At 71.6% G+C, this 25,706-nt stretch carries 14 protein-coding genes and 1 pseudogene; 11 read left to right on the top strand and 4 right to left on the bottom strand.

Translation table 11 applies throughout. From position 1 onward, the window contains the following. Positions 1 to 172: 172 nt before the first annotated feature. Positions 173 to 334 carry a hypothetical protein gene (locus AC0682_RS08220; protein WP_478531643.1) on the bottom strand — a complete coding sequence of 54 codons (162 nt, stop codon included), beginning with the start codon at positions 332 to 334 and terminating at the stop codon, positions 173 to 175. A 305-nt stretch (positions 335 to 639) separates the two neighbouring features. Between AC0682_RS08220 and AC0682_RS08215 the strand changes: the two genes are divergently transcribed. From AC0682_RS08215 to AC0682_RS08170, 10 genes and pseudogenes are all read left to right on the top strand, one after another. Continuing rightward, positions 640 to 1,824 (top strand): radical SAM protein, encoded by a 1,185-nt coding sequence (locus AC0682_RS08215; RefSeq protein ID WP_478531642.1) that lies wholly within the window; start codon positions 640 to 642, stop codon positions 1,822 to 1,824. Then, positions 1,821 to 2,549 carry an iron-containing redox enzyme family protein gene (locus tag AC0682_RS08210; RefSeq protein WP_478531641.1) on the top strand — a complete coding sequence of 243 codons (729 nt, stop codon included), beginning with the start codon at positions 1,821 to 1,823 and terminating at the stop codon, positions 2,547 to 2,549. The genes AC0682_RS08215 and AC0682_RS08210 overlap by 4 nt, the downstream gene beginning before the upstream one ends. Next, complete coding sequence (locus tag AC0682_RS08205) at positions 2,546 to 2,779, top strand: aroma-sacti cluster domain-containing protein (RefSeq protein ID WP_478531640.1); 234 nt, start codon at positions 2,546 to 2,548, stop codon at positions 2,777 to 2,779. The genes AC0682_RS08210 and AC0682_RS08205 overlap by 4 nt, the downstream gene beginning before the upstream one ends. Positions 2,780 to 2,946: 167 nt before the next feature. Beyond that, entirely contained in the window at positions 2,947 to 6,264 is a 3,318-nt protein-coding gene (locus AC0682_RS08200) for an AAA family ATPase (protein ID WP_478531639.1), read from the top strand. A gap of 4 nt (positions 6,265 to 6,268) precedes the next feature. Further along, a complete protein-coding gene (locus tag AC0682_RS08195) occupies positions 6,269 to 7,198 on the top strand; it encodes a S8 family peptidase (RefSeq protein ID WP_478531638.1) in 930 nt (309 codons plus the stop codon). Then, positions 7,182 to 7,787 carry a GAF domain-containing protein gene (locus AC0682_RS08190; protein ID WP_254812515.1) on the top strand — a complete coding sequence of 202 codons (606 nt, stop codon included), beginning with the start codon at positions 7,182 to 7,184 and terminating at the stop codon, positions 7,785 to 7,787. The genes AC0682_RS08195 and AC0682_RS08190 overlap by 17 nt, the downstream gene beginning before the upstream one ends. 84 nt (positions 7,788 to 7,871) lie before the next feature. Next, a complete protein-coding gene (locus AC0682_RS08185; protein WP_478531636.1) occupies positions 7,872 to 8,660 on the top strand; it encodes a sugar phosphate isomerase/epimerase family protein in 789 nt (262 codons plus the stop codon). A gap of 391 nt (positions 8,661 to 9,051) precedes the next feature. Further along, positions 9,052 to 12,027, top strand: a pseudogene (locus AC0682_RS08180) (LamG domain-containing protein); the annotation flags it as partial. 128 nt (positions 12,028 to 12,155) lie between these two features. Further along, the gene (locus AC0682_RS08175) at positions 12,156 to 19,106 is read left to right on the top strand and encodes a polymorphic toxin-type HINT domain-containing protein (protein ID WP_478531634.1); all 6,951 of its coding nucleotides are present in this window, start codon (positions 12,156 to 12,158) and stop codon (positions 19,104 to 19,106) included. Positions 19,107 to 19,619: 513 nt separating this feature from the next. Then, the gene (locus AC0682_RS08170) at positions 19,620 to 20,063 is read left to right on the top strand and encodes a hypothetical protein (protein ID WP_478531633.1); all 444 of its coding nucleotides are present in this window, start codon (positions 19,620 to 19,622) and stop codon (positions 20,061 to 20,063) included. Between the two features lie 158 nt (positions 20,064 to 20,221). On the opposite strand, the gene AC0682_RS08165 is transcribed toward AC0682_RS08170, so the two are convergent. From AC0682_RS08165 to AC0682_RS08155, 3 genes are all read right to left on the bottom strand, one after another. Then, the gene (locus AC0682_RS08165) at positions 20,222 to 21,157 is read right to left on the bottom strand and encodes an EamA family transporter (protein ID WP_478531632.1); all 936 of its coding nucleotides are present in this window, start codon (positions 21,155 to 21,157) and stop codon (positions 20,222 to 20,224) included. A gap of 59 nt (positions 21,158 to 21,216) precedes the next feature. After that, complete coding sequence (locus AC0682_RS08160; protein ID WP_478531631.1) at positions 21,217 to 22,617, bottom strand: 4-hydroxy-3-methylbut-2-enyl diphosphate reductase; 1,401 nt, start codon at positions 22,615 to 22,617, stop codon at positions 21,217 to 21,219. 165 nt (positions 22,618 to 22,782) lie between these two features. Next, entirely contained in the window at positions 22,783 to 24,237 is a 1,455-nt protein-coding gene (locus tag AC0682_RS08155) for a hypothetical protein (protein ID WP_478531629.1), read from the bottom strand. Positions 24,238 to 24,482: 245 nt separating this feature from the next. Between AC0682_RS08155 and AC0682_RS08150 the strand changes: the two genes are divergently transcribed. Continuing rightward, positions 24,483 to 25,547, top strand: a complete 1,065-nt coding sequence (locus AC0682_RS08150; RefSeq protein ID WP_478531628.1) for an acyltransferase domain-containing protein — start codon at positions 24,483 to 24,485, stop codon at positions 25,545 to 25,547. Positions 25,548 to 25,706 lie beyond the last annotated feature (159 nt).

The raw sequence follows: 25,706 nt of genomic DNA, 5'->3' as shown, positions 1-25,706 counted from the left end.
TTTTTTGTCGGTGAGGCGGGGGGGAGGAGGGGGGGGGGGTCTTCCCCCCCCGGGGGGGGGGGGGGGGTCGGTGGGGGGGGGGCGCCCCCCCCCCCGACTCCGGCGGCCGACGCCACCGCGCCGGGGCCGGGACCCCGGTCGGACGCGTCGCACGCCCCAGGGGACCGGCGGGTCAGCCCAGGACGAGGCTCACGGTGCTGACGCAGTTGCCGGGGACGATCTCGCGGTCGACGACGCCCGGGGTCTCCTGGAGGTCCAGCACGGAGTGCGCCTCCACCTCGGGGGTCTCGGCCTCGGTGTTCTCGTCGACGGCGGGCTGGGTGTTCTCGGACATGGTGGTCTCCGTCCACTCGGGTGGGCCGGCCCGGCGTCCGCGGCGCCTGCCGCGGCCCGGTTCCTGCCGGTGCCGAGAAAGGTAGGGACAGCGGCCTGGCAGGCGCTTCGGCGCCGGTATGGGGCCGGTATGGGGCCAGCACCACGTGGCCCGAGGACGCCCCCGCCGACCGGCCCGGCCCGCCCCGGACCGCGCGGACCTGGGCCCATACCGAACCTGAAGCGGCGGCCGACCACTGGTGAACCGGTCCGTCCCAGCCTGGGCGTGCGCACGCCGCGCCCCCGGCCCCGAAGGAGGCGGCCCGTATGGAACTCGCCGAACTCGTCGGACTGCGGCCCTTCCCGGCCGCCGGTCTGCTGCTCGGCCTCACCCGCCGCTGCCCCCTGCGCTGCCGGCACTGCTCCACCGGATCGGACCTGACCGTGCGGGAGGAGCCGAAGGCCGCCCAACTGCTGCGGTTCGTCGGCTCGTTCACCGACGAGAACCGGCCGGACGTCGTCATGCTGACGGGCGGCGAGCCGCTGCTCCTGCCCACGCTCGCCGGGGAGCTGAGCTTCCTGGCCCGCCGCGCCGGATCGCGTACGGCGGTGCTGAGCGGGATGTTCTTCGCCCGCTCACAGCGGATCCCGCCCGCGATCCTGCGCGCGATCGCCCAGGTCGACCACTTCTCCGCGAGCCTGGACGTGTACCACGAGCGGGAGGTGTCGCGCGCGGACGTGTTCCGGGCGCTGCACCGCATCCGCGAGTCGGGGGTGAGCGTGAGCTTCCACCTCACGGGGGCCGGGGCGGACGACCCGTATCTCGCCGACATCACCCGGGCCGTCGACAAGGAGTTCGGCGGCCGGGTGCCGTCCCTGGTCAACGAGGTGCGGCCGTTCGGCCGGGCCGCCTCCTGGGCCCGCCCCGCGCGCACCGGGCCGGACCCGTCGGCGGCGGCACCCTGCTCGATGGCCGCCTGGCCGGTGGTCGCCTTCGACGGTACGGTACTGGCCTGCTGCAACCAGGACACGGTGGACCGGCGCCCCGCGCCGGCCCACCTGAACCTCGGGCACATCGGCTCCGACGACTGGGCGACCGTACGCCGACGGGCCCTGGAATCCCCGGTGCTGCGGATGATCCGCACGGTCGGCCCGACCCATCTGGCCGCCCGCTCCGGCGCCGCGCCCCACTCCGGCTCCTACTGCGACGGGTGCCGGGCGCTGGGCGGGAACGAGGCGGTGGCGGCCGGGGCCCGCGCGGTGGCGTCCGGCCCGGCGGGTGCGCTGCTCGACCTGGCGGCAGCGCGGCGCGGTGCGCTGGGCGGGCCGGAGGGGGTCGTACGGCGGCACGGCTGCTCGGCGTACGCGCGGCTGGTGGGGGCGGGGGGCGAGGCAGGGGCGGGCGCCGGGAGCGGAGCGGGGGCCCGCGCCGCGGCCGGAGCCGGAGCCGGGGCCGGAGTCGGGGCCCGAGCCGGGGCCGGGGCTCGTACCGGGACCGGGAGCGTGCGGTGACCACCGCGGGCCTTGGCGCCTCGGAGCGGCTGCGCACCAAACTCCTGCTGCTGGAACCGGAGTTCCGGGGCGCCACCACCCATATGTGGCGCGCAGAAGGGCTGTTGACGCGCTACCGGACGTATCTGTGCACCATGCACGCCGTGATCCGGGCCTCGGTCCCGCTGATGGAGCTTGCCTTGCGGCGCATGGCGGACCGGCCCGGCGATCCGCTCTGCGGACCGCTGACCGCCTATCTGGCGGAGCACATCCAGGAGGAGGCGGAGCACGACGCCTGGCTGCTGGAGGACCTCCGGGCGGCGGGCGCGCGCCCCCAGGACGCGCTCGACCCCCTGCCGCCGCCGGATGCGGCCGCCCTGGCCGGCCCCCAGTACTACTGGATCGAGCACCACCACCCCGTGGCCCTGCTCGGCTATGTCGCGGTGCTGGAGGGGTACGCGCCCGCGCCCGGGCTGACCGACCGCATCGGCAGGCTGACCGGGCTGCCCGCCGCCGCCCTGCGGACCGTACGGGAACACGCGACGCTCGACACCGGCCACCTGGACGAGCTGTACGCCCTGCTGGACCGGTTGCCGCTGACCCGGGACCAGGAGGCGGCCGTCGCGGTCAGCGCACTGCACTCCTTCGACGCGCTCACCCGGCTGTTCGTCCGGCTCGGGCGCTCCGCACCGGCGCCGTCGCTGCGGGGAGCCGGACCCACCCCACCGACGGGAGTCACCCGATGACCGGACGACCACCACTCACACCCGAGTCCTCCCCGGGCGCGTCCTCCTTGGAGGCGACCCTGCACGCCGCGGGCTTCCCCGTGGACCTCCTCACCGACGAACAACGTCTGGTGCTCAGCGAGTTGACGTCCGAGGAGCTGTCCCTGCTGCTCGACGTCAAGAGCCGGCTGGACGCGGTGGGCCCCGAGGTCCAGGCCCACGGCGAGATCGCGGGCGGCGCCCTGTTCTGAGCGCGCCGCCACGGACCCACGGGGTGTCCGCGCCAGGACGGGGGTCCGGCGCGGCGGGGCAGGTGCGGCCGGGCACGACAGCCGGCCGCACCACCTCCGATCCCGACCCCGAACCCGAACAACCGAGTTGACCCACGACGTGGACCACGACCCCGTGAGGACCCGCCATGATCTGCCCCTCGTGCCGACAGGACCTTCCCGCCACGGCCCGGTTCTGCTCGTCCTGCGGGACACCGTGCACCGGTCCGGCCGCGGCTGCTCCGCCCGCCCCCGTCGCACCTCCCCCGGAGGACGAACGCAAGCCGGTGACCGTACTGTTCTGCGATCTCGTGGGGTCGACGGCACTGTCGGGGGTGCTGGACCCGGAGACCCTGCGCACGGTGACCCTGCGGTACTTCGGGGCGATGAGCGCCCAGATCGTGGCGCGCGGCGGCACCCCGGAGAAGTTCATCGGGGACGCGGTGATGGCGGTGTTCGGCGTACCGGTGGTCCGTGAGGACGACGCCCGCCGGGCCCTGGCGGCGGCGCTGGGGATGCGCCGGGCGCTGGACGCCCTCAACGAGGAGCTGGACGCCTCGCTCGGCATCCGGCTGACCACCCGTGTCGGCGTCAACACCGGTCAGGTGATCGCCGGTTCGGATGCCACGGCCCGGCAGGCGCTGGTCTCCGGCGAGGTCGTCAACATCGCCGCACGCCTGGAGCAGAACGCGGGCCCCGGCGAGATCCTCATCGGCCCGCAGACCCTGCTCGCCGCCGGCCCCACGGTGAAGGCGGCGCCCACCGGCCCGCTCCGGCTGAAGGGCAAGCGCGAGAGCGTGGAGGCGTACCGGCTGCTCGCGCTCGGCGCCGACGACCCCGAGCTGCTGCGCCGCTTCGACGCCCCCTTCGTGGGTCGTGACGAGGAACTCCGCTTTCTGGAGAGGGCTTTGGAGGAGACCGTACGAGACGACCGCCCCGGTCTGCTGCGGGTGACGGGCGAGGCCGGTATCGGTAAGACACGGCTCGTACGGGAGTGGCTGACGCGCCACGGCGGGGAGGGCGCGTTCCATCAGGGGGCGGGCCGCTGCCGCACCTACGGGGACCACGGCACGCTGGCCCCGCTGGCCGAGGCCGTCCGCTCACTTCTCCCTCAGGCCGACGACCCGGCCGACACGCCCACGCCCACGCCCCCACCCGCGGACACCGACACGGACGATTCGACGGCCGACGCGATGGCCCTGCTCTCCGGGGGCCTCCTGCGCGACGGTACGCCCAACGCCCCCTTCGAGGACATGTGCGCGGCGCTGACCGTGGTCCTGAAGCGTGCGGCCCGCACCCGGCCCGCGGTCCTGGTGTTCGACGACTGGCACGCGGCGGCGCCCCTGCTGGTGCGGACGGTGGAGCGGCTGACGGGGGACGCCGGGCCCGCCCGCACCCTGGTGGTCTGCGCGGGCCGCCCGGACGGCTTGCCCGAGGGCCGTGCGCATCTCCACCTCTCCGGTCTCCCCCGCGAGGAGGCGGCCCGGCTCGCCGCCGGGCTGGCCCGGCTCGACGGCCGCCCCGCCCCTGCCGACGACCGCCTCCTCGCCCGCGCCGAGGGCAATCCCCTCTACCTGGAACAGCTCCTGGTCGGCGGGCAGCACCCCGACACCGACAGAAGCACCATCGCCACCCCCTCGGACCAGGAGGGAGAGCTGCCGCCCACGCTCCAGGCCCTGTTGGGCGCCCGGATCGGCGCGCTCGCCCGGCCCGAGCGCGGGGTGGTGGACCTGGCGGCCGTGATCGGCCGGGAGTTCGCCGCGGCGGAGCTGGTCCGCCTGGAACAGTCGGTGCGGCTGGAGCAGTCGGTACACCCGGCGAAGCGGCCCGGGGGGACTTCCGAAGGCCCCGGGGCCACTGCCGCCGGGCCCGCAACCGAAGGCGGACCCGGCGATCCCGCCACCCCCCGGGACCGCCGCCGCATGGACGAGGCCCTGGCGGAGCTGACCCGGCGGCGGCTGGTGGAGCCCGCACAGCCGTCCGGGGCCGGGACCCCGTCGGCGTACCGGTTCAGCAGTGGGCTGGTGCACGAGGTCGCCTACGCCTCGCTCTCCAAGCGTGCCAAGGCGGAGCGCCACGCGTGGGCGGCCGAGCTGCCGAGTGTGGCGCGGAGCGGGGACGGTGCGGTCGGGGGCCATCTGGAGCGCGCCTACCGCTACCGCGCCGAGCTGGGGCTGCTGGACGACCGGGCCCGGGAGCTGCGGGACCGGGCCGCCGCCGCGCTGGGCCGCGCCGGTGCGCAGGCCGCCGCCCGGTCCGACCTGCACTGGGCGCACGGGCTGCTGGAGCGGGCGGTGGAGCTCCGGCCGGACGCGGCGCGGGCGGTGCTGGGGCTCGGTGAGGTACGGGTGGCCCTCGGCCGGACCGTGGAGGGCGCCGAACTGCTGCGCACCGTGCGGGACTTGCCCACCGCACCCGTGGAGTCCGCGCACGCCCGGCTGGCGCTGGCGGTGCTGGACCCGACGGCGCCCCCCGGTCCCGCCGCCACGGCCCGTGCGGTGCTGCCGGTCTTCGAGGCGGCCGGGGACGCGGTGGGCCGGGCCCGCGCCCACCTCCGGCTGGCCCAGCGGCTCCAGCAGTCGGGCCGCCACGAGGAGGCGGAGCGCGACCATGCGCGGGCCCTGGAGCACGCGGTGGCGGCCGGGGCGGAGCCGGAGCGGGCAGGGGCGCTGGGCGCGATCGGGATCTCCCTCTGGCGCGGGCCCGTTCCGGTGCCCCAGGCGGTGGAGCGCTGCCGCACCCTGCTCGCGGCCCACGGTGCGGGCCGGCCGACGGTGCGGGTGACCCTCAACTGCCCGCTGGCGGTGCTGTACGGGCTCCAGGAACGGTCCGAGGAGGCATACGCGTGCCTGGCCGAGGCGGAACGGCTGGCCGCAAAGCTGGGGTTCGCGGAGGCGGAGGTGTTCCTTCCGGTGTTCCGGGCGACGGTGGAGGCGTTGCTCGGCCGCGGTGCCAAGGCCCTGGAACTGCTGGCCCGGGCCGACGCGGCGGCCCGGCGCACGGGGGCGGCGGGCATGCGGACGGCCGTCGCGCTGGACGCGGCCCGGCTGGAGCTGGACGCGGGCGGGGAGGACCGGGCGGCACCGTGGCTGGCGGCCGTGGGCGAGGCGTCGGGGCTGAGCCGGGCGGACGCCGTCGACCTGGAGGGGATGCGGGCCCGGCTGGCGGCCCGGGAGCGCCCGGACGAGGCGCTCCGCCACGCCGAGAGGGCCCACCGCGCCTCCCTGCTCACCGACTCTCCGCTGGTGCAGGCCACCGCCGAACTGGACCGGGCCCGCACGCTCGCCACGCTGGGCCTCACGGCGGCGGCGGGGGCGGCGGCCCGGAGCGCGGTGGAGCACTTCACGGGCAAGGGACATCTGCCGGGGGCGCGCCGGGCGGCCGCGTTCCCCACCTCGCTGCACCTCCCGAGGGCGAGGACCACGGCGGACATGGCCACGACGATCACGGCGAGGGAGGGGAGCTGACCCGATGAACACGGCAGGAAGCACCACGGTGACCACCGACACGGCCCCGGGGCCGGGCCTGACCTGGAGCCTGCGCGGACGCGGCCCCGAGGACGTCCCCGTACTGGGCGATCCGGGGCCGCCGGGCGGGCGGCCCACGACCCCCGCCACCGGACGCGGTGTACGCGTCTGCGTGGTGGACTCGGGGGTGGAGCGCGACCATCCGCTGGTCGGCCGACCGGCCTCGTCCTGGGTCGCCGTCAGGGACGGGGGCAGCGGGGAGATCACGGTCGAGCCGACCACGACCGGCGACACCTGCGGGCACGGCACCGCGTGCGCGGGCATCATCCGCCGGACCGCCCCGGAGTGCGAGATCCACAGCGTACGGGTGCTGGGGGAACGCTTCTCCGGTACGGGCGACATCCTGATGGCGGGTCTGCGGTGGGCGGTCGAGCAGCGCTTCGACGTGGTGAACCTGAGCCTGTCGACCACCCGGACCCGGTTCGCGCAGGAGCTGCACTCGCTGGCGGACAGCGCCTACTTCGCCCGTACGGTGATCGTCGCCTCGGCCCACAACACCCCGGTGGAGAGCTTCCCGTGGCGGTTCGCCTCGGTGATCTCCGTGGGCAGTCACCAGGAGGACGACCCCGCTCTCCACCTCTACAACCCGGCCCCGCCGGTGGAGTTCTTCGGCCCGGGCCAGAACGTGACCGTGCCGTGGCTGGGCGGCCGGACGATCCGCACCACCGGGAACAGCTTCGCGACGCCGTACGTGGCCGGGCTCTGCGCGCGCCTGCTGTCGGCGCACCCGCGGATGACGGCCTTCCAGCTCAAGAACGCGCTCTATCTGTCCGCGGCCAACGTCCGCCACGACCTCCGTCACGACCCGCACCCTTCATGCCCCCCGCGTCCTTCAACAGCGGCAGGAGACACCCACGATGACGCCGAAGTCTGATTCCGCCCTTTCGCTGCCCGCACCCGTCCCCGCCGCTCGGGACGCACACCGCGACGAACTGCTCCAGTCGGTCGTCGACGTCGCCCGGGCCATCTTCGGCGCGGCGGCCGGTTCGGTGCTGCTGCTCGACGAGGAGGCGGACGAGCTGGTCTTCCGGGCGGTCTCCGGGGAGGGCCAGGAGTTCCTGGTGGGCCGCCGGTTCCCGGCCGGGCGGGGCATCGCCGGCTGGGTGGCGACCTCGGGCGAGCCGATGGTGGTGGACGACCTGGCCGACGACCCCTCGTTCGACCGCTCGCTGGCGGAGTCCACGGAGTACGTCCCCGACTCCTTGATGGCGGCCCCCCTGATCAGCGACTCCCGGGTCCTCGGGGTCCTTGAGGTGCTGGACGCGTCACCGCAGGCCAGGAGCAGCGTGCGGGAGCTGGACCTGCTGGCGATGTTCGCCCGGCAGGCGGCGGCGGCCCTGCGGGTGATCACCCCGGAACCGGCACCTGCGGCTCCGGCGGGCCGCCCGCTGGAGGGAACGGAGCGGGAGGACGCGCTCCGGCTGCTCGGTAGCCTGGAGCAGGTGCTGCGGGGCACCGCATAGCGTCCCGGCCGACGGGCAGGAGCCGGGGGTAGGGCGCCGGGCGCACCCCCCCTCCGCGCGCGGCGACGACGGAAGGACGCACTCATGAAGCTCGCTTTCTCCACGCTCGGAGTACCGGGCATGCCGCTGCCCGAGGTCGCCCGGCTCGCCGCCGGCCACGGGTACCAGGGCGTGGAACTGCGCGCCCACCCCGAGGAGCCCGTGCACCTGGGGCTCTCCGCTCTCGAACGGGCTGCTGCGGTGGAGGTGTTCAAGGCGGCGGGGGTGGAGATCCTGACCGTGGCGGGGTACGTCCGGGTGGCGGCCGAGGGCGACGACGAGGCCGTCTCCGCCGAACTGGCCGAGCTGCTGAAGCTCGCCCGGGACCTGGGCGCCCGGTACGTCCGGGTCTTCCCCGGCGGCGGCGACCAGGACCCGGCGGACGCCGACGCGACGGCCGCCCGCCGCCTGGGCTCGGCCGCCCCGGCCGCCGCCGACATGGGCGTCACCATCCTGCTGGAGACCCACGACTCCCATCGCGCGGGCGCCGACGTGGCCCGGATCGCGGGCACGGTCGGCCACCCCAGGGTCGGCGCCGTCTGGGACGTCCTGCACACCTGGCTCGCCGACGAGGACCCCACCGCCACCCACCCGATCCTGGCCCCGCACCTCGGTTACGTCCAGGTCAAGGACGTCGCCTCCGCCACCGACCTCACCCCCCTCCCCCTGGGCACGGGCGTACTCCCCCTGGCCGCCTGCCTGGAGCTGCTGGACTCCGACACCTGGGTCTGCTGGGAGTACGAGAAGCGCTGGCACCCGGCCGCGGCCGATCTCCCGGACCTCCTGGGCGCGGGCCGGGAGCACCTGCTGCGGCTGGGGGCGCCGAAGGGGTAGGCGGCGGTTCCCCACCCCTCGCGACAGTGACACTTGTCACAGACCGGATGCCCGGTTTTGGCTGCTTGGTGCCTTCATAACTCCCTGGTGATTCACACAGGATCTTCATAGAGTCCCGCATGGCTTCTCATTCGCGATGGGGAGCAGTACACGTGGACGGGTGGGGACTGTGTCGGGGAAACGGCGTTACCGAAGAACAACAGGGCTGGTCGCAGGGGGTGTCGGCCTTGTCCTGCTGGCGGGTCTGGCGCCCCAGGCGGTCGCCGCACCGAGCGGTCGGCAGGCTTCTGCGCCGAGTGAAGCCGGAGAGTCCGGCGCGGGGGTGGATGCCGCGTCAGCGGAGGCGAAGCAGACCGGGCGGTCCGTTTAAGTGGCGTCGTTGCGTGGGGAGAGCAGCGAGGTCTTCGCGACGCCCGAGGGGAACCTGGAGGCGCGGGAGTATCAGCGTCCCTTAGTGCAGGAGGCCGCGAACGGCAAGTGGTCCACGATGACGTTCGGTCTGCGGGCGGCGAGCGAGTCGGACGGGCTGGGCTGGAAGCGGTTCTCCGACAAGGCGTTCCTGCGGGTGAAGTACAACCGGCCGCCCGGCCAGGTGAAGATGTCCCAGCTGTCGATGGAGTACGGGGGTGTGTGCAAGCCCCCCGCGAGTGCTCCCCGGGTGCGCACCCTGGGCAAGATCAGCATCGCCGGTGTGACCGACCCGGACGGTGACGACATCGCGATCCAGGTGCAGGCGTCGTGGGACGCGGGTGACGGCAAGGGCGTGATCGCCCGGTGGACCCCGGCCCTGACCTCGTACAAGAAGTCGGGTTCGGCCTTCACGCTGAGCCTGCCGACGACGATCCCCCAGAACAAGCTGGTGCACTGGCACGTCCGTTCCTACGACGGTGCCCAGTACTCCCCCTGGTCGTGGGCGGGTGATCCGACGTCGTGCTACTTCGTCTACGACAAGACCGTCCCGGCGGCTCCCACGATCGCGTCGCCGGAGTACCCGGCGTCCCAGCCGGACAATCCGAACGACCCGTGGCTGGACGGGGTGGGCCAGTACGGCACGTTCACCTTCAAGTCGTCGTCCAGCGACGTGACGCGCTACTGGTACGGCATCAACAACGACCCCACCTCGGCCCGTCAGCTGACCACATCCGGCGGGGCGGCCCAGAGCGTCCCGTTCCTGCCCTCGAAGCCGGGGCTGAACTTCATCACCGCCCAGGCCTTCGACGCCGCAGGGAACGGGTCGGAGATCCGTACGTACCAGTTCCGGGTCAAGGCCGGTCAGCCCGAACGCGCCACCTGGCAACTCGACGAGGAAGCAGGCGCCACCGAAGCGCAGGGCACGACCCCGCCGAGGACGCTGGCACTCCACGGAGGCGCGACCACCGGCGCACCCGGCACGAAGAACACCGCCCTCGAACTCGACGGCACCGACGGCCACGCCTCCTCCGACCTCTCGGTGGTCGACACGACCCGGGGCTTCACGGTCTCCACATGGGTCAAGCTGTCGAGGATCCCGCAGGGCACCGCGATCATCGCGGCCCAGCCGGGCAGCCACACGACGAGCTTCGAGCTGTACTACTCGGCGTACTACGACCGGTGGGTGTTCAACCAGTACGAGACGGACACACCGGACGCGGAGATCGTCCGGGCGATGGCCGCCCAGCCCGGTGGCGTCAGCGCGAACACCTGGACCCACCTGACCGGCTCGTACGACGAGGCCGCGAAGAAGCTGCGGCTCTACGTCAACCGCCAGCTCGTAGGCGAGGCACCGCTGCCGAACGCGTGGAACGGCCGACGCGGCCTGACCATCGGGGCGGGCTCCTACAGCGGGGTGAAGCGGTCGTTCTTCCCCGGCACTGTGGACGAACTCCAGATCTTCGACAGGACCTTGGCCCAGGGGGACATCGACAAGCTCTACGCCAAACAGCCCGTCGGCGACCCCGGCAGCCCCGCCCTGGCCCTCTTCCCCCTGGACGAGGACCCGGGAGCCACGGAGATCCAGGGCCATGGCGGTGTCCTGCCCGCGAAGTACAGCGGCGGCGTCACCACCGGTGTCCCGGGCATCGCCGGAACGGCGGCCAAGTTCGACGGCACCACCGGACACGCCCGGGTCGGCCAGACCGGCAGCCCCCACGTGAACACCTCACGCAGCTTCACCGTCAGCGCCTGGGCCAAGATGGACCCCGCCAAGCCCGGCAAGGCAGCGATCATCGCGGCCCAGACCGGCACCCACAAACCCGGGTTCGAGCTCTACTACTCGGCAGGCTTCGACCGCTGGGTCTTCAACCAGTACGCCACCGACACCGCACAGGCCCAGCCCATCCGCGCGATGCAGCCGGACGGAACGACGGCACGGGCCGGTGAATGGGTCCACCTGACCGGCGTCCACGACACCGTCGCCAAGTCCCTGACCCTCTACGTCAACGGCCAGAAAGCCGGCTCCGCACCGATCAGCAACCCCTTCCACGCCGACCGGTCCATGACCATCGGAGCCGGTATCTACAGCGGGACCACCGACTGCCACTTCCCCGGCCTGATCGACGACGTCCGCCTCTTCCAGCGCCCGGTATCGGCCGAGGAAGTACAGCAGATGTTCCGGCAGCGCCCCATCGTCAAGAGCAGGTGGAACTTCGAGGAGGGGACGTCCGGCACACCGTCCGGCACGCCGGACTCCTCCGTGGAGAAGAACGACCTGAAGCTGCACGGAAACGCCGAGCTGGGCATGGGCTGGGTCGACAGCGGCGGCCTCCAGTTGAACGGTACGAGCGGCTTCGCGGAGACGCCGAAGATGCCGGTCGACACCAGCACCAGCTTCACGATGACGGCCTGGGCCCAGGCAGCGGCTCTGCCCGAGCACGACATGACCGTGCTCAGCGCGGGCGGCACGAAGCGCAGCGCGCTCGAGGTCCGCTACCGGCCTGATCCGGCCGACCCGAACGCGTCGGGCAGCTGGCAGCTCAGCCTGCCCGACAGGGACGACGCGGCAGCCGCGGTCAAGCGGCTGAGCAGTACCGAGTTCTACGACGTCCGTCTCTGGAACCACATCGCCGTGGTCTACGACGGCTTCGCCAAGGAGGCGCGCCTCTACGTCAACGGCGTCCTCCAGGAGGCGGCCTGCCGGGACGCGGACGGGGACGGTGAGCCGGACGAAGCCGGCTGCCAGGACCTCGTCGCCTGGGCCGAGGACGTCCTGACCTTCAAGGCCACCGCGTCGCTGCGGATCGGACGGGGCCAGAACACGGGCGCCGACCAGTACTTCGCCGGAGCGATCGACGATGTGTGGTCCTTCCAGGGGGCGTTGACCGAAGAGCAGGTCTACAAACTCTTCACCGGCCTTGCCGATGTCCCCACCCAGGTCCCCACCACCAACTGACGCAAGGCGTCTCGGAGCGGGTCCACCCGACAAGGAGGCCCGCTCCGAATCTCCTCTCCGTTCAACTCTCCGTGCTCTGCCCACTCTGTCGGGCACTGCACCCGGCAGCGATGGATACATCACACCCCATGAAATCCAGACGTATACCTCCGACGCGGCTCCGGACGGTCCGCCGCATCTCGTTGGCCGTGTCCACCGTGATGGTGGCGACCCTGCTGCAGGCCAGCGCCACCCCGGCCCCGGCCGTCGCAGCCGCCACCAGCCTCCCCGGCCTGCCCGAATCGGAGAAGGCCGTCGAGGGCAGGCGGATCAACGAGGTAAAACCCCGCGCGGGGGACAAGGCGCTTCACTCCCCCGCCGCCGCCCCGCAGGCGAGGGTGCCGGCCCCCGGCCGGGCGACGGTCACCGTGCCTACCGCGACCGCCGACGGCACCACGCGCTTCGCCCGGCCCAAGAACCAGCCGATCGGCATCGGCCGCACCGCTGCGAGCCCGGGCTCCGACAAGGAGGGGAACGGAACCCGACGCTCAGCTCGTGCGCTCCCCGCCGCCCCCACCGACGTCACCTCACAGATCCTCGACCGCAAGCAGGCCACGCGGGCCGGGGTGAACGGGCTGCTCTTCGCGCTCACACCGCACACCCCGGACGCCGCGAGCCGCACCGCCGGGAACGGCGGCGAGGCACCGGTAGCCGTGTCGGTCGACTACTCGGCCTTCGCCCAGTCCTACGGGGGTGCGTACGCCTCCCGCATGCGGCTGTTCCACCTGCCCTCCTGCGCGCTCACCACCCCCGATCGTGAGGAGTGCCGCGACGGCACCCCGGTCGACGCGACGAACGACACGGCCGCACAGACACTGACCGCGGACGCGGTGACACTGCGGTCCGGTACGGCCACGGTCCTGGCCGCGACGGCCGCCACGGCGGGCGACCGAGGGGACTACAAGGCGACCTCGCTGTCCCCCTCCTCCAGCTGGAACACGAGCCTCAACACCGGTGACTTCACCTGGTCGTACGGCATCGAGGTCCCCGAGGTGCCCGGCAGCCTGAAGCCCCGCCTCGGGCTCTCCTACTCCTCCGGATCCATCGACGGCCGCACCGGAGGGACGAACAACCAGGGCTCCTGGGTCGGCGACGGCTTCGACCTGTGGCCCGGCTTCATCGAGCGCCGCTACAAGCCCTGCGCGGACGACGGCGTGAAGAACGCCGACGGAAGCAAGCCCGGTGACATGTGCTGGGCGTACGACAACGCGTTCATCTCCTTCAACGGCTCCAGCGGCGAACTCATCCCCGTCAGCAAGGACGAGTTCAAGCTCAAGCGCGACGACGGCACCCGGATCACCCGGCTGAAGTCGGCCGACCGCGCCAACGGCGACAACGACAACGAGTACTGGCGCCTCACCTCCCCCGACGGCACCCAGTACTACTTCGGCTACAACCGGCTGCCCGGCTGGACCAGCGGCAAGCCCACCACCGACTCCACCTGGACCCTCCCGGTCTTCGGCAACAACTCCGGGGAGGACTGCCACGGCACGACCTTCGCGAACTCGTGGTGCCAGCAGGCATGGCGGTGGAACGTCGACTACGTGGTCGACCCCCACGGCAACGCCATGAGCTACCACTACGCCAAGGAGACCAACTCCTACGGCCGCAACCTCAAGGCCACCGACAACACCCCGTACACCCGTGGCGGCACGCTCCAGCGCATCGACTACGGCCAGCGGTCCAACGACCTCTACGGCACCAAGCCCCTCTCCCAGGTCGTCTTCGGCAGTGCCGAGCGCTGCCTCCCGCAGTCCGGTGTCACCTGCGCCGCGGACACCATCGACTCCAACGCCTTCCACTGGTACGACACCCCCTGGGACCTCAACTGCAAGACGGGCGCCACCTGCGACAAGGGACGGTTCTCCCCGTCCTTCTGGACCCGCAAGCGGCTGACGGACATCACCACCCAGGTACTCAAGTCCGACGGCACGTACGCCAAGGTCGACTCCTGGAAGCTGGCCCACCGGTGGGGCATGGCGGACACCGACTACCAGCTGCTCCTGACGAGCATCCAGCGCACGGGTGAGTCCACCACCCCGCAGGCCACCGGCGAGCCCGCCGTCCCGGTCGTGACCCTCCCGAAGACGACGTTCGCGTACACCCAGCTGGCCAACCGGCTGGACAGGACCGGCGACGGATTCGCCCCGTTCATCAAGGAACGTCTCTTTGAGGTCGACGACGAATCCGGTGGGCAGATCAGCGCCAACTACTCGGCGGCGACCTGCAACTGGAACGCGCTGCCCACCCCGGAGACGAACACCACCCGCTGCTTCCCGCAGTTCATCGGCGGCAGCGACTCCGACCCCGCGACCGTGCACTGGTTCAACAAGTACGTGACGACGTCCGTCACCCTGACGGACCGCACCGGCGGCTCACCGGACCAGGTGACCAACTACCAGTACCTCGGTGATGCCGCCTGGCACTACGCCGACGACGACGGCCTGACCAAGGAGAAGGAGAAGACCTGGTCCCAGTGGCGCGGCTACGGGCAGGTCAGGGTCAAGTCCGGTGGCCATGGCGGCGACGCCGCCATGAAGACGCAGGAGGACTCCTACTTCCTGCGCGGGATGCACGGCGACCGTAAAACCACGTCGGGCGGGACCAAGTCCGTCTCCGTCTCCCTCGCCGCGGGCGAGGGGGCCGCGATCACGGACCACGAGGCGGCGGCGGGCTTCGCGTACAAGACCGTCACCTTCGACAAGCCCGGCGGGAAGGTCCTCAGCAAGTCGGTCAAGCGGCCCTGGTACCACGAGACGGCGAAGAAGGTCCGCGACTGGGGCACCGTCACGGCCAACTTCACCGGCATCAGCAGCGCGAAGAACTGGATCTCCCTCGACCAGGGCACGGGCAGCTCATGGCGCACCACGTCGACGTCCCTCACGTACGACACCGTCGCCGGACGCCTGACCGAGGCCGACGACTTCGGCGACGACTCCACGGCGGCCGACGACCAGTGCACCCGTACGACCTACCCGTCCAACACCAGCGGCATCATCACCCTCCCCGTCCGCGTCGAGACCGTCGCCAAGGCGTGCTCCGCTTCCGTGAACCGCGCCAAGGACGTGCTGAGCGACACCCGGTCCGTCTACGACGGCGGGGCCTACGGTGCGGCACCGGTGAAGGGTGACGTCACGGCCACGGCCACCCTGAAGAGCCACGACGGTTCCCAGGCCACGTACCTGGAGTCCGGGGCGACCTACGACACGTACGGGCGGCAGCTGACCACCACCGACCTGACGGCCGATGTGACGGTCACCGGAAACGCGGCTCCCGTACGCACCGCGCGGAACGACGGCCGTACCGGCACCGTGGCCTACCTCCCCGCGACGGGTTTCGCCACCCAGATCAAGACCACGACTCCGCCGGCGAAGAAGGGCGACGCCACCACGGCCCAGACCTCGACCACGGACGTCCTCCCGGGCCGCGACCTGGCGACGAAGCTGACCGACACCAACGGCAAGGTCACCGCCGTCAGATACGACGCGCTCGGCCGCACGAAGAAGGTGTGGCTGGCAGACCGGCGGACCAGCCAGACGCCGACCCAGGAATTCGACTACACCATCGCCGAGAACAAGCCGGTGTCCGTGACCACCTGGACGCTGAACAACTCGGGCGGCCAGATGGCGGCCTCGTACACCCTGTACGACGGCTTCCTCCGCGAGCGCCAGACGCAGGTCCCCGGACCTGAGGGCGGCTCCCTCATCGGTGACAGCTTCTACGACGAGCGTGGCCTGATCACGACGACGTTCACGCCCTACTACGTGGTCGGCAAGCCGTCCGCCACACTCTTCAAGCCCGACAACGCCCTGTCCGTCGAGACACAGACCCGTACCGCCTACGACGGGCTCAACCGGCCCGTCGAGACCCGCTGGCTCCGCGGAAACGGAGACGGCACCACGGTCCTCGGCATCACGAAGAACCTCTACGGCGGCGACCGGATCACGACCGTGCCGCCCGTGGGCGGCACCACGACCACCACGCTCACCGATGCCCGGGGCAACACCACCGAGCTGCGCCAGCACCGCACCCGCGCGGCAGACTCCGCGTTCGACAGCACCCGCTACGAGCACACGCCTCGCGGCGAGCTGAGCAAGGTCACCGATTCCGCGGGCAACAACTGGCTCTACGAGTACGACCAGCTGGGCCGCCAGACGAAGGCCACGGACCCCGACAAGGGCACCACCACCAGCACGTACGACGACCGCGGCCAGCTGACGCTCAGCAAGGACGCACGCACCGGCGTTCCCGGGCTCGCCTACGTCTACGACGGGCTCGGGCGCCGGACCGAAGTACGCGAGGGATCGGACAGCGGGCCGCTCCGCACCAAGCAGGTGTACGACACCTTCCCGGGGGCCAAGGGCCAGCTTGCCGAATCCACCCGGTACGTCGACGGCCACGCGTACACCACCAGGGTCGACGCCTACGACCAGCTGTACCGCCCGTTCAGAGCGTCCGTGGTCATACCGGCGGTCGAAGGCAAGCTCCAGGGCACCTACCAGACGAACAGCTCCTACCTCCCCTCCGGGCTGCAGGGCGGAGTCAACTACTCCCGTGCGGGGTCACTGCCGGGGGACACGTTCAGCTACACCTACGAGAAGGACACGCTCAGGCCGATCGCGGTCTCCGGGATGGGCATGACGTCCAGCACCTCCTACAGCTACACCGGAAAGCCCCTGCAGTACGCCATGGGCCTGGCCGACAGCGTCCAGAGGACCGAGGTCACCAACGCATACGAGCGGGGTACCCAGAGGCTCTCCAACTCAACGGTGAACCGGGACGACCAGCTCGGGGTCGACCGCCACGCGACCTACCGGTACGACGAGGCGGGCAACATCCTGTCGATCGCGGACGTGAACCGCACCGGCACGGACACCCAGTGCTTCACCTACGACCACCTCGGCCGGATCACCGAGGCCTGGGCCCAGCCCGTGACCACCTGCGCCCCGGCTCCGGCAGGCGACAAGCTCGGCGGTCCGGCTCCGTACTGGCAGTCCTTCACCTACGAGAACGGCAACCGGAAGACCGAGGTCCGGCACGACCCCACAGGAAATGCCGCCAAGGACATCACCAGGCAGTACGGCTACCCCGCCCCCGGCTCGGCGCGTCCCCATGCCCTCACCTCGCTCACCACGACCGACGCGGCGGGCAGCAGGACCGAGTCCTACGGCTACGACGCGACCGGCAACACCACCACACGTCCGGGCCAGGACCTGACCTGGGACGCCGAGGGTCACCTCGCCACGGTCACCGAGAACGGCAAGACCACCTCGTACCTCTACGACACGGCCGGAAACCGGCTCATCGCCCGCACCCCCACGGAGACGACCCTCTACCTCGGCCACACCGAGATCACCCTCGCAGCAGGTTCCGACGAGCCCAAGGCGACCCGCTACATCCCCCTCGGCGGCGGCCACACGGCCATCCGCAACGACGACGGCACCTTCGCCTTCACCATCGGCGACCACCACGGCACCGGCGAACTGGCCGTCCAGGCCACCACCCTCGCCCTCACCCAGCGCCGCACACTCCCGTTCGGCGCCCTCCGAGGCACGACCCCGACCACCTGGCCCGGCACCAAGGGCTTCGTCGGCGGCACCGACGACAGCAAGTCCACCGGCCTCACCCACCTCGGCGCCCGCGAGTACGACCCCGACCTCGGCCGCTTCATCTCCGTCGACCCGATCCTCGATCCGACCGACCCGCAGCAGATGAACGGCTACAACTACGGCAACGACAACCCCGTCCTGAACTGGGACCCCACGGGTCTCAAGAGTGACGAGTGCGGGTCGCTGTACCGCTGCGGCGGCAGCCAGGTCATCACCAGCAAGACCACCAAGTACCAGGACGTCAGCACCGTCGCCCGGCACTACCAGAAGACCGTCCCGGGAGCGACCATCGCCCAGTGGGGCGCAAGCGGACTCGGCAAGTTTGCCGCCTTCGGCAAGGCCAAGAAGGTCACCAGCTGGAAGAACACCAACTACGACGGAAATTGGCTCACGAACTCCATCGCTGGCGGAATACGCTACGGAGTCTCCTCCCTGGATTCCTATGCGTCGTCAATATCTCCTCTGCCGACGCCACCTGCCGCTCCCCTGTACGACAAGCTCGTCAGCAAATTGGGGGTGGACATCAACTCCCGCGCCTACGCCGACACCGAAGACGCCATGGCGATCATAAGCGTGATCGGCGGGGTGGCTGCACTCACGGCAGGCGCAAAAAAGGCAGCGCGGGCAGCGAAGGGGTGCGGCGGCAACAGCTTCACCCCGGGAGCGGAGGTCGTCCTCGCGGACGGAACGACCAAGCCGATCGAAGACGTCAAAATCGGCGACGAAGTACTGGCCACCGACCCGGAAACCGGTGAAACGCGGGCGGAGAAGGTCACCGCCGAAATCAAGGGCACCGGCGCCAAGAACCTGGTGAAGATCACCGTCGACACCGACGGCGACCGCGGCACCAAGACCGCCGAGATCACCGCAACCGACGGCCACCCCTTCTGGGTCCCCGAACTCGGCAAATGGATCGACGCCACCGACCTCCAGCCGGGCCAGTGGCTCCGAACGAGCGCCGGCACCCACGTCCAGATCACGGCAGTCAAACGCTGGACCCAGACCGCCACCGTCCACAACCTCACCGTCGCGAACATCCACACGTACTATGTGCTGGCGGGCGAGACTCCGGTACTCGTTCACAACAGCAGTGGATGCCCCAGATTTGTCGATGGTGATATCTGGGATGACGCATTCGAGGTATCTGGTCAGACGGTTGAGACTATGGCGACGGCGCGTATATCCGGCAACACTCTGCATCTAGACGGTTTCATGGTCTTCCCGAAGGGGACTGAGGGACTTAGTCGAGCGCCAGTTGGCCCCGATGCACTCAACCAGATGAAACACGCCTTGGCGACTCGGGCGCATGCTGAGGGGTTTAGGACTGTTGTGCTCAACTATGAGCGTCACATTCCGAAGCCAGATGGAACTATCTTTAAGCGTCCTGGCTCCATGACCTTGGATGTTGGGAAGATTTTGGGAGGAGGGTAGGAATGGACCGACGACTCTTGGATGCGCTTGCATCAAGGTTCGCTGCGGAAGGGATAGCGGAACAGGAGGAGGTGTTTCGGAAATTGCGTGAGCTCGGAATATCTCCGATCGGGTCGATCTATGTGGCGTCTCGGGTTCTCGGCCTATCATTTCCGGAAGCGAAATCTGCTCTCTATGAGAGCGCATCGTGGCGGGATCAGCATGAGGGATGGCAGGAGATTCAAGCCTCCCTTAGCGATGGGTCGAATTAGAGCCTACGCCGTTCATGATGTTGCTACGCAGTAGCAAATTTGAAGCCCCGTCAGATGCGTCCTGGCGGGGCTTCTGCGGTGGGTGACGCTGAGGTTGAAAGGGTGAGGTGACCGGGCTACGGAGGCTCAGTGGAGTGAGACCATCGTGATGACGCATGCCAAGAGGCGGCGATTTGACTCCACCTTCGTGCCATAGGCGTCTGAAAAGTTACCCCTTGAGCGCCCTGGGTGTCGCCGTGGCTAATTTCTTTGATACGAATTCGTGTGCACCGACCACCGGTACGAATCGATTTCCGAATCGCCACCTTTCCCCAGGAAAGATCTCACCGGTGCCTGGCACGGATGGAAGGGAAGCCAGGTGCGGTTGAAAGACGACGGCACGGCAGCGGTCGCGAATCTCGACGGACAGGATTGGTCATTCGACGAGAATTGGCGCATGTCAGGGGACGGCACCTGGCGACTTCTTGAACCTGGCGAGTATCGAGGGCCGCGTCTGGCGAGTGACGGCCAGGTCGTGAGGCTCGACGTCAAATCCAAAGAAGTGTCCCCCTCGAAGCGCGACCCAACGGCCGAGGGACGCGACGCTGCTTCTCCTGATGAGGCCTACTGCATCATCAGTGCTGTCATGAGCGAGGGGCAGGCCAAGCTTTACTTCTCTACAGGAGACCCAGACACCCGTTCCACTCTGGAGTTCTCGAAGAAATAAGATCTGGCGCGGTCCAGATCCCAAGGAGGCGCATCCGGTGACCCGGGTGCGCCTCCTGGCGCGACGGCACGTGCGCAGCGCCGCACAGAGCACGCTCGCGCCTCAGCACCCGTCGACGGTCGAAGCGCTCGCGCCCCTGTTCCGCAACGTCCTCGACCTCAGCGCGGGCCGGGAGCACCCGCTGCGGCTGGGGGCGCCGAAGGGGTAGGCGGGGCGGGCGCGGGGGTTATAGGGGTTCGGCGCCGTCCCGGGAGCGAGGTCAGGGCCACTCCGCCTACCAAAAGGGCCGCCGCGCACCAGCGCAGGGGGCTCATCGGTTCGCCCAGGAAGAGGGCGGCCGAGGACATGCCGAAGACCGGGACGAGGAGGGTGAACGGGGCCACGGAGGAGGCGGGGTGGTGGCGGAGCAGGAAGCCCCAGGCGCCGAAGCCGAGCACCGTACTGCCCCAGGCGATGAACAGGATGATCGCCACGCCGGACCAGTCCAGTGCTGCCAGGGCAGCCATGTCGCGGTCCCAGCCCTCGAAGAGGAGGGAGAGGGCGAGCAGGGGCAGGACGGGTACGGTCGAGACCCAGACCATGAAGCCGAGCGCGTCAGGTGGGGCGGCCCGGCGGGTCAGTACGTTGGAGACGCCCCAGCACGCCGCCGCCGCGATGACCAGGACGAAGGCGAGGAGCGGGCCGTCCGCGCCTTCGTCCACGGCTGCCACCCCGATGCCCGCCAGAGCGATCGCCATGCCCATCACCCGTACCCTGCCGGGCCGTTCGGAGAGGGCGAGGGCGGCGAACAGGGCGGTGAAGACGGCCTGGGCCTGGAGGACCAGGGAGGAGAGTCCGGCGGGCATCCCCTGGTCCATGCCGATGAACAGCAGCCCGAACTTCCCCACCCCGAGGGCGAGTCCCACCCCGATGACCCACTTCCAGGCGACGGCCGGCCGCCCGACCAGGAACACGGCGGGCAGGGCGGCGGCCAGGAAGCGCAGGGCGGAGAAGAGCAGTGGCGGGAAGTGTCTGAGCCCGACCTCGATCACGACGAAGCTCACGCCCCAGACGGCGGTGATCAGCACGGCCAGGGCGATATGGAGGGGACGCATGCACAGAGCATCGGCCAAGGAGACTGTGTAGCACCAGCGCTTATTTCTTCAGGATACTTTTAAGCTTTGCTGATGAGTGGTGGGCCCTTGAAGTCGGAGCGCAGGGGCGTCGAGCGGACCGTGCGGCAGATGTGGTCCGTGGGGCCCAAGCCGTCCAGGACCCGCGACACGGCCCGGCCGGTGCCGTCCTCCCGGTGGGCGGGGGCGTGGCCGGGGGCGGTATCGTCGTCGGCTCCGTCCGGGGCCGGGGCCGGGGCGTGCAGGACGGTGATCGTCGCCCCGTCGACGTCCTGCGGGCGGAGCCGGCCCAGGCTCGTCACCTCGCGGACCCGGAGCCCGCAGCGGGCGGCCCGGCCCAGGGCGGCGCGCACCAGGGGGCTGTCGCCGCCGCCGGTGACCAGGAGGGCGTCGGACTGGTCGAGGACGGAGCCGACCGCCGTGTCCAGGTCGTCCGTCGTGTAGCACCACTCCCAGGGGTGCTGGCCGCGCAGGCGCGGGAAGCGGCGGCGGAGCACCCGGAGGACGGCGGTCGCCTCGGAGACCAGGGCCCCCGGGGTGACCACGAAGGAGAGGCGCTCCGGGTCCAGGACCGTGAGCTTCTCCGCCTCCGCCGCGCTCGCCGCCCGTTGCACCGTTCCGGCGGGTCGCCTGCGCGGCCAGCCGCCGCCCGTACCGGCCGCCGGCGCGCCGACGATCACGACCTCGTCACCCCTCACCTGTGACCGGTGCAGCGAGCGCTCCGCCACGGCGGCGGACGGGCAGGCGGAGGCCGCCGGGCAGCCGCAGGGCAGCCAGTCCGCTCCGCGCGCTCTCGTGCCCTGGGGCGGCACGGAGGAGGAGCGAAGGGGGTGAGTGGGGGTGCGGTGTCCCGCAGTGTGGTGTTCCGGCGTGTGGTGTTCCGGAGTGTGGTGTTCCGGCGTGTGGTGTTCCGGAGTGTGCAGGTCGGGGGTGTGCAGGTCGGGTGTGTGGCGGCCCGAAGTGCGCGATGTGAGCGTCCACGGTCCGCGCGCGTGGTGCACCGAGGTGCGGGCCGTGTGCGGCGAGCCCTCGGGCGCGGCTTCCGGCTGGGGCGTCACCTCGCTCACGTACAGCACCCTCCGGGTCCATAACACCGCCTGCCACGACTCGATCTGCCGGTGGGCGAACGCGACCGCCGTACTGTCCTCGCTGCGGGCCGCCAGCGCCATGCCCCGGTGTCCGCCCTCGGGGCGCTCGTACGAGACCGCGACGACGGTCGTGCCCACCGGGCCCGGGCCGTCGCCGTTCACCGCCGCCTCCTCCCAGGCGCGGGCCTCGGCGGTGAAGCCCGCCTGCCGGGCATGGGCGGTGAGGAGGGGGTGGGCGGGGCAGTCCACCGGGCCGCGCAGGGGATGCCACCAGCGCGTGGCCACCGCGACCGTGCCGGGTGGGAGGGGGAGGGAGGTGGAGAGGAAGACGTCGGAGCGCTTGCTGCGGTTCATTCGTTCCTGCCGGTGGGGCCAACGGGGGGGTAGGAGGACCGAAGATCCTCGTGGGCAGGGCTTACAACCCGGTGGACTGCGCCGTTCTTCCGGTCCCCGCCGGTACTCACCCCTCTGGCCCAACGCTTGGCCGACCGCACCCGCCGAGGCCCCGGCGGGTCGGGCTCAGGGGCTCCGTGGCGTCGGCGGCCGTCTCCGGTGCCTCTCCCGTACGCGGGCTAGCAGCGCGGCGACCGCCGGATTCGCGCTGTACGGGCGGGTCCTGGCGATCAGCAGGCGCAGCCGGTCGTCGGCGCGGGCGCTGTCGACGACCGCATGCGCGTCGAGGAACTCGTGCCAGGTGCGGCAGGCCTGTTCCAGGTGGCCCACGGCGAGTTGGACCTCCGCGAGTTCGGCCAGGGACAGGGCGCGGGAGCGGCGCTCGTCGGCGGGGCGGTGGCGCAGGGAGAGGTCCAGCGCCCGGACGGCTGCGTGCCGGTCGCCCCTGCTCACCGCGACGGCCGCGCGCTGGAGAGCGAGCGAGCCGGAGTGGAAGGCGCCGACCGGGGTGTCCCCGCTCGACGACGACCGCTCCAGGCAGCGGTCCGCCAACGAGAGATGGTGGGCGTGGCCCGCGTCCCCCCGGTGCGCCAGTGTCACCGCCAGTTGACCGTGGAAGAAGGCCTGTTGGTGGGGCGGCGCATGGTGCAGGGCCGTGTCCGCCGCCTGTTGTGCCAGGCGGTGGGCCTCGCTGAAGTGCCCCAGTGCGTGGGCCTGCACGCTCAGGCCGCGCAGGGCCAGTCCGCGACCGATCCGGTCCCCCGCCTCACCGGCCAGCTCGGCGCTGGTGAGGTAGAGGCGCTGGGCAGCGGCGTGCCGGTCCATGTCGAAGTGGGTGAAGGCGCAGAGGTAGGTGAGGCGGGAGGCGACCGTGAGCAGTTCGCGTCGGACAGCGGGCCTCATGTCGCGCTTCAGCCACGGGAGGACCGTGGCGGCCAGGTACTGGCGCAGGGGCTCGTACACCGGTCCGGCCCCCAGGACCGCGTCCCCGCGCGAGAAGAGCGCCAGCAGCTCCTGCGCCGACGCCACATGCGCCATGGCCACCCGCCCGGAGGGGTGCGGAGGAGAGGGGGGTGTGGCGTGCGTCGCGAGGTCGGGCGGGGCGTTCCGTAGGAAGGGTGGGCCGTTCGCGCCGGCCTGCGGCCCGTACGCCTTCGCCTGGGGCCCGTACGGGATCGTCAGCGCGGCCAGCGAGTAGGCGCCGGCCAGGGCGACCCGGCGCCGGCCGGTCGCCCTCAGCGCTTCGTCCAGGCCCTCCACGGCGTCCCGTTCGCCGTACGCCGCACCGCTCTTGGGGCCGAGCCCGGCGTCCTCCTCCCGCACCGGGCGGCCCAAGCGGCGCGAGAGGGCTTCCGCGACCAGGGCGGGTGCGGGGCGGCGGGGGCGACTCCCGGCCAGCCAGTGCGCCACCGCCGTGCGGTCGTAGTACAAGGGCGTCCCCTGCGCCGCGCCCAGGGCGTTGACCTCGCGCGCCAGTTGCGCACCGCTCCATCCCGCCTCCGCCAGGAGAAGTCGCAGGGCCTGGTTCGGTGTACGGCGGGCCCGGCCGTCTCCTGCACGGCCCGCGCTGTCCCTCGTCACCCTCTTCCTCCCGTTCCTCCCGCTCCCCCCTGGTCCATTCCGTTCTCCCCTCTCCCTCTGGTTCGCGCCACCGTTCAACATGCTTGCGTGTTCAACATGTCTGGAACCCGCACATGGCGGCACCGGCCCGCCTCTCGCACAGACTCAGCGTGAAGGCCCTCCCCCGGGCTCACACAGTGCGCATTGCGTAGTGCGTCGCCCGCATGACCTGCGCCCCCGTGCTCCCCCCCCAGCTGAGGAACATCATGCACCCCGGTTCCGTCCCGCCGCCCCGCCCCGAAAGCCCCGGAGCCCTTGAAGGCTCCGCAGTCCCCGAAGAGTTTGAGCGTCCGCCGTTCCTCTGGCGGCGGCCCGTCCATCTCTTCCCCGGCCAGGGCGACTTCTCCGTCAGCACCCTGGTCGCCTCGGCCCACACCGCACCCGGTCTGCGCAAGGCCGTCCACGAGGTCTTCGAGCAGGTCGACACCGTGACCGCCGAGCGCGGGCTGCCCCGGCTCGGGCCGTGGCTGCTGGGGCCCGAGCCGCCCAGCGGTCGCGGCCTCGCGAGCGCGACCACCGGGACCTCCCAACTGGCCTTGTTCGGCGCGTCGGTGGCGGTGCACCGGGCGCTGAGCGAGGCATACGGGGTGCCCTCGGCGGCCGTCGGGGTGAGCTTCGGGGAACTCGCCGCGCTCACGGCCGCCGGAGTGTTCACCGTCGCGGACGGCGCACGCGCCGCGCACGATCTCGCGCTCGCGCTCACCTTCTGCCCGGGCGGGCTGACCGCGCTCGCCTGCTCGGAGCGGTCGGCGCGCGAACTGCTGGAGGAGGCGGGGGCGGCGGGCACGGGGACGGGTGCGGCAGACGTCGTCGTGGCCGTGGTCAACGACGAGCGGTCCGTCGTGGTCGCCGGACCGGTGGCGGCGCTGGCCCTGGTCGAGAGGGCGGCAGCGGACCGGCGGGTGGGGGCGGTACGGCTGCGGCTGCCGTTCACGTCCCACCACCCGGCCCTGGGCCACGCGGCCGAGGAGTTCGCCACCGCCGTCCGCGCCTACCCGCGCTCCGCCGCACGGTTCCCGGTCCACTCGGCCGTGGCGGGCCGCCGCTACGGGCCCACCGACGACCTGGCCGCACGGCTGGCCGACTGCCTGGTACGGCCGGCCTCGGTGCCGCCCGTCCTGCGCCAGGTGCTGGCGTACCGGCCGGGAGTCCTCTTCGAGGCCGGTACGGGCAGCGCCCTGGCCGCCGGCGCCCGCACCGTGCTCGCCGCCGACCTGGACCCGGCGCCCCCCGTGCACGCCCCGCTCGCGGAGGCCGCCTTCCCTTGGTGAACCCTCGCCCGCGCCGCGTGTTCCTGGTGGACCGCCGCCCGGGCCGCGTGCGCCTGGGCGGACCGCCGCCCACGACGCGTCCCTGTGGTGAAACGCCGCCCGGGCCGCGCCCGAGCGGTGAGCCGTCGCCCGGACCGCACCCCCGTGGTGGACCGCCGC

The sequence above is a fragment of the Streptomyces sp. NPDC043746 genome (genome assembly GCF_056436485.1).
The sequence above is the reverse complement of the archived record's forward strand: the minus strand, read 5'-3'. Positions and strand labels throughout refer to the sequence as shown.

What these genes read in the sequence shown, in the direction of transcription:
- AC0682_RS08220 (WP_478531643.1), bottom strand. Translation starts at nt 334, where the DNA reads ATGTCCGAGAACACCCAGCCCGCCGTCGACGAGAACACCGAGGCCGAG.
- AC0682_RS08215 (WP_478531642.1), top strand. Translation starts at nt 640, where the DNA reads ATGGAACTCGCCGAACTCGTCGGACTGCGGCCCTTCCCGGCCGCCGGT.
- AC0682_RS08205 (WP_478531640.1), top strand. Translation starts at nt 2,546, where the DNA reads ATGACCGGACGACCACCACTCACACCCGAGTCCTCCCCGGGCGCGTCC.
- AC0682_RS08200 (WP_478531639.1), top strand. Translation starts at nt 2,947, where the DNA reads ATGATCTGCCCCTCGTGCCGACAGGACCTTCCCGCCACGGCCCGGTTC.
- AC0682_RS08195 (WP_478531638.1), top strand. Translation starts at nt 6,269, where the DNA reads ATGAACACGGCAGGAAGCACCACGGTGACCACCGACACGGCCCCGGGG.
- AC0682_RS08190 (WP_254812515.1), top strand. Translation starts at nt 7,182, where the DNA reads ATGACGCCGAAGTCTGATTCCGCCCTTTCGCTGCCCGCACCCGTCCCC.
- AC0682_RS08185 (WP_478531636.1), top strand. Translation starts at nt 7,872, where the DNA reads ATGAAGCTCGCTTTCTCCACGCTCGGAGTACCGGGCATGCCGCTGCCC.
- AC0682_RS08175 (WP_478531634.1), top strand. Translation starts at nt 12,156, where the DNA reads ATGAAATCCAGACGTATACCTCCGACGCGGCTCCGGACGGTCCGCCGC.
- AC0682_RS08165 (WP_478531632.1), bottom strand. Translation starts at nt 21,157, where the DNA reads ATGCGTCCCCTCCATATCGCCCTGGCCGTGCTGATCACCGCCGTCTGG.
- AC0682_RS08160 (WP_478531631.1), bottom strand. Translation starts at nt 22,617, where the DNA reads ATGAACCGCAGCAAGCGCTCCGACGTCTTCCTCTCCACCTCCCTCCCC.
- AC0682_RS08150 (WP_478531628.1), top strand. Translation starts at nt 24,483, where the DNA reads ATGCACCCCGGTTCCGTCCCGCCGCCCCGCCCCGAAAGCCCCGGAGCC.